The 4,562-nt window shown below is 33.2% G+C and carries 4 protein-coding genes and 1 pseudogene; all 5 read right to left on the reverse strand.

From position 1 onward, the window contains the following. Nucleotides 1–946 precede the first annotated feature (946 nt). Nucleotides 947–1,408: an SUKH-3 domain-containing protein gene (locus RT445_RS23060; protein ID WP_012295132.1), complete on the reverse strand. Its 462-nt coding sequence runs from the start codon at nucleotides 1,406–1,408 to the stop codon at nucleotides 947–949. A gap of 10 nt (nucleotides 1,409–1,418) precedes the next feature. Next, nucleotides 1,419–2,510 carry a hypothetical protein gene (locus RT445_RS23065; RefSeq protein ID WP_312507666.1) on the reverse strand — a complete coding sequence of 364 codons (1,092 nt, stop codon included), beginning with the start codon at nucleotides 2,508–2,510 and terminating at the stop codon, nucleotides 1,419–1,421. A gap of 425 nt (nucleotides 2,511–2,935) precedes the next feature. Then, nucleotides 2,936–3,277 (reverse strand): annotated as a pseudogene (locus RT445_RS23070) (SMI1/KNR4 family protein); the annotation flags it as partial. Nucleotides 3,278–3,491: 214 nt separating this feature from the next. Further along, on the reverse strand, nucleotides 3,492–3,890 hold the full coding sequence (locus RT445_RS23075) for a hypothetical protein (RefSeq protein WP_269898137.1): 399 nt from the start codon (nucleotides 3,888–3,890) through the stop codon (nucleotides 3,492–3,494). A 17-nt stretch (nucleotides 3,891–3,907) separates the two neighbouring features. Beyond that, nucleotides 3,908–4,562 (reverse strand): deaminase domain-containing protein (locus RT445_RS23080; protein ID WP_312507667.1); only part of this gene is annotated, 655 nt, incomplete at its 5' end.

A 4,562-nucleotide genomic window follows, 5' to 3' on the forward strand; every position in this document is an offset into this window, starting at 1 on the left:
TTATTATAGAGCTTCCGTGCCTTGGTAAAGAATTTACCCCACTTCTTCTTTTTCTCTTGCGTTTTTTCTTTCCACTGTTTACATAATACTCCTTGATGGTCCAGCCTTCATGAGTTATTAATTCAAATTCAAGGATATCTTTAACTGTACACAATTAAAAAAACTATTTATATCCTTGTTTATCGCCAAGTGCTTTGTCATTCTCGTATGTAAATATGAATCGAGTTACTAATTATAGCAGTCTTCTATAGCTTTCATTGCAACCAATCTTGTGTGTATGCTTACCTTCATAGACTGTTGATTCAAATAATAAGCCTTTAAAAACTAAAAGTTTCAGTTAATTGAAGTTTAGTATATTAATACAGCCTAAGATAGATATCTAAGCCCTTTATGGTCTGTCTTTAACCGTCCCCTTAAATTATAAAACCAGACTGATCTAAAAAAATGGTGGCAGTTGTCTTTCCCAGCTACCACCATATTATCATTCATTCAATTTAACGTACTCTTATTGTGTAGTAACATATTTTTTATCAATTTCAGATGGTTCCTACTGTTCTTGATAAATTTACTTTTCATCTTTAACAATAACTTCATACATCTCTCCAACATTTGCATCCATTGGTACCCATGCATAATAATTTTGATTAATATAAATTGAACCAACTTTGTTTTTGCATCATTCCAGTAATTTTTCATGCTTGGATAGTATACATCCCTTTTCTTGAAAAATCTTCAAAAAAACGAAGATAACAAAAACAGGTCTATCATGGAGTTATCTAACCACAATCGACCTGCTTTTTGTAATGGAATACCGTTATTCAGGTGAAAAATTCACGCATTAATATGCGTACAAATGAAAAAATGAAAGGACGAAATCTTCATAAGTGTATTACATGAGTTATGTGTAATTAACGGTTTCATTCAGCGCTAGGTAATACTTATCACCTTAATTTTCTAAATGCTCTTCATGTATTACTTTTAACTCTCTCCCTTCACATAAATTGTTGAGAGCTTCATATATTCCGCAACCAATTTTCCAAATATAGTAATCATCTCGTACTGCGTAAACTTCCCCTGCTTTAGACATATACAATACTGCATTATCTCTAAAAGCAGTACCAATTACAACCAAATCCTCACCTATTATAACTTCATATCTTTTATAATGTCTTCTGTCTAAATCCCCCAGCCCTTCCTCCGGATCTATCACAAAATCATCCAATTTTCCATTATATTCGTAGATACACTTTAATTCACCAAATTGCTCTAGTGCCTCTTTTACACAATCGAAAACTATATATCCTTTATCTTCTAAATATTTTACTTGTGAACTAATATCTTTTTTTCGCTCTGGTGTCCACCCTGATTGTTTTAATATTTTTTTTGTTTTTATTGATAGTTTTTCCATTCTAAAAACCTCACTTTTTACCAAAAGGTATATCAACAATAAACTCCTCAAATGTCACTTTACAATTCCCACACATTTCCTTGTATTTACCATTTTTCGTAGAGATGGTGCTCAAGATAATATCTTCAAGCTTTGCTCCTTCCTTAAAAGCTTGATTTACTGCTTGAATTTCTGCACAGTTTTCTACTTCCCATCTCTCAAAACTATCTTTACCTTCTTTTTCCATCGCTCTCTGTTTAGTTTTTTCCACCAACTTTTTAGTATCATCGTGTAAATCCGATGCTGTCGGATTGAATCTAGGATTTCCCGTTCTTAAATCTGTACCAACACCATTATAACCAGTATAAGTTTTTCCAGTTTTCATATCAACAGCAGCAGTTATAACATGTGGAATATGGATATCATTTGTATTTGGATCTATATATTTACCATTAAGAAGTTCTGCTCGTTCTTGCGCAAGCTTCTTCCTTGCCACATCTATAGCTTCGTCTTGTTTTAATACCCTAGTTGTATTTTTATCCGTACCCTTATTCTCATTAGGCTTTTTATTCGAGCCATTTTGCGGTGGTTGGGAATTAGACGGCTTCGGACTCGAGGAGGACGTATTTTTTCCAACCGTTCCTGTATCAGAAATCCGTCCAACATTCACACCTGCCAACTCCATCTGCGGTGCTCCTAGTTGACGCAGCTGTTGTTTGACTTCGTCTACTTTTGCTTGGATCTGGGTTTTGGCGTTCGCTACTTGCTTGTTGACTTTTTCTTTTACATTGCCTAAAAGACCTTTATTCGCTTTTTGAGCACTTTCACTGATACCCTTCGCTGCCTTCGCACCTTTATTGACCCATTTACCAGCTGTTGCCGCATTGCCCACCACTGGAATCATAGCGCCAAAGGAGAGGGCCGCATTGACCTTGTCACCTCTTGCCGCATAAATAATACCATTCACGCCATCTGCTACTTCTCCTACAACCGGGACCATCCCTACTATATCTAAGCCCGTTTGGAGCGTATTTAACAGATTTTTTGGTTGTACAGCCTTTTTCACGGCTTTGGTCGTAGCTTTCGCAGCTTTTTTCATCGCTGGTAGTACTTGTTTCTTCACTACCTGCTTCGTCTGTTTGACAGCGGTCTTTACCTGTTACTTTGCCTTCGACACGCTGCCTTTGTTTTTTCACAACCTTTTTTGTGGTACCTTTCGGCATACTCCAGTAAGTCTTTTCGGGTTGGACTAGTCGCCCTTTTTTCGTGCACTATGATGTGCAACCGCTGTGTGGGCTTTAAACTGCTTCATATTCTTTGTTAACTCTACTGTGCGCTTTAAATTATGGCTTAAGCCCAGAAATATTTACATCAATATTGCAACGTTACTATAATTCTTTTAAGGGTAATTTATCGCGAATGTGAAAACACGAAAAGCACTTGTTGAGTGTTATACATCAAGTGCTTTAAGTAATTTTCCTAACAATATTTTTAGGTTCTAAAAAATCTTGCTTTTATTTTTTAAAAAATAAAAATACCTTTACAAAGTTAATTTTCAAATCCAATTACAATCCATTCATCTACATAACTCCAAAAATTGATATTATATTTTGGCTTTAATTTCGCAGACCAAAAGGTTGCATTATTATCAACACAATTTGTATAATCTATGGCTATATAGCTTCCCATACCGTTAGTGAAAAAGCCAAAAGATGAATCTAGGTTAATTTTTATCGGTTCTTCTAAATCATCAATAATACTCCATTCAATATCTTCATCACCAAGATATGTTACTGATTCTAGTGGAACTAAGCCCATCGACTCACTCGCATAATAATAAAAACCATCGTGAACATTTTCATAAAATTTTTGAATCGAAGAAGGTATTTTATGAATCAAATATCAGATTATTTTTTAACCACAAACTTCTTTGAGTTAAGAAAAAACCTTGAAGGCATATAACCAGTCAAGGTTTAACAACTCAATAACTATCTTCAAAAAGACAATTAAATATTATAACTTCTTCCTCTTTTAACTCTTACAAGCAAATTAAATTAATAAAAGAATTTAATAGTAAATATCAGGAACAACCGCTTATAAAATATTAATCAATTTTTAAACTTAAGATATATTCTACCCTTGCTTTGGTAGAATCGCTAGTTTCTCTAATATCATAATTATTTTTGTTGATTAATTCTTTACAAATACGAATGTCTTGCAGCAATTGTTCCACATCATTCTCATCTACAGTCTCTTCAAATTTAGTATTCACTAGGTAACTATCTAATTTAGAATATACAAAATCAGCAATTTCTTTGTATTTTAAACTCTCTATTGCAATAGAAACAAAATATAAAGTTTTAGTAAATAAACTTATATTCACAATTCTCCAATCTTCTTCCAAAGTTTTTGCTGCCACCTGTGCTACATTTAACCCCTCTTCTTTAATATATTCCTCAAAATCTAATACTATAGAATTTTTTATTGATTCATAACTTGTCATATTCATCTCATCAATCCTTATCTCATATTTTTAGAATAAACATTTAATTCGATATTTGGATACTTTCTCCTGAATTCCATAATTAAATTTGTACAACTTTGACATGCATCTAAATCTGTAAACAAATCTATTCGACCTTTCGTATTAGGATCTTTTATTTGAGAAGCAATATCCTCAAGAATCTTAGCCTCTGTGTCATTGAATCGCGGAAACCCATCATCAACATACGTTTCCAATAATCTGTCTGTTTTGGAATAACTGAAATCTCCAACATTACTACCTAGACTATCAGAAGAATGAATCTGACTGTGTGCTTGGAATTCTTTTTTTATACCTAAAATACTCACATCTGCTACTGCAACATTCGCAGTACTCATTTTTTTCACTTTTCTATCTAATTTATTCTTTTGTGTATTTGATAGATTTTTATATTCATCAGAATTTATTATTTTTTCAATTTCCCTATTAATATCACTTCTAATATTTTGAGTTTTCTCATAATACCTATCAATATCTCTATTTGATACCCTATCTTTAATCGTACCCTTACTACTCAAATTATTAGTAAACTTACCACTTGTTACTCCAGTCGAAGTCTTCCCTACTTTTGTTAGTGTGCCAACACCCTTTGTACCAACAACTGCTGTAGCTGTATTTATGGTTGCTTTTGTT

This window comes from Lysinibacillus sp. (assembly GCF_032093475.1).
GTDB classification, from domain to species: domain Bacteria; phylum Bacillota; class Bacilli; order Bacillales_A; family Planococcaceae; genus Lysinibacillus; species Lysinibacillus irui.

Coding starts and splice junctions, on each gene's coding strand:
- RT445_RS23075 (WP_269898137.1), bottom strand. CDS start 3,890: ATGACAAGTTATGAATCAATAAAAAATTCTATAGTATTAGATTTTGAG.
- RT445_RS23060 (WP_012295132.1), bottom strand. CDS start 1,408: ATGGAAAAACTATCAATAAAAACAAAAAAAATATTAAAACAATCAGGG.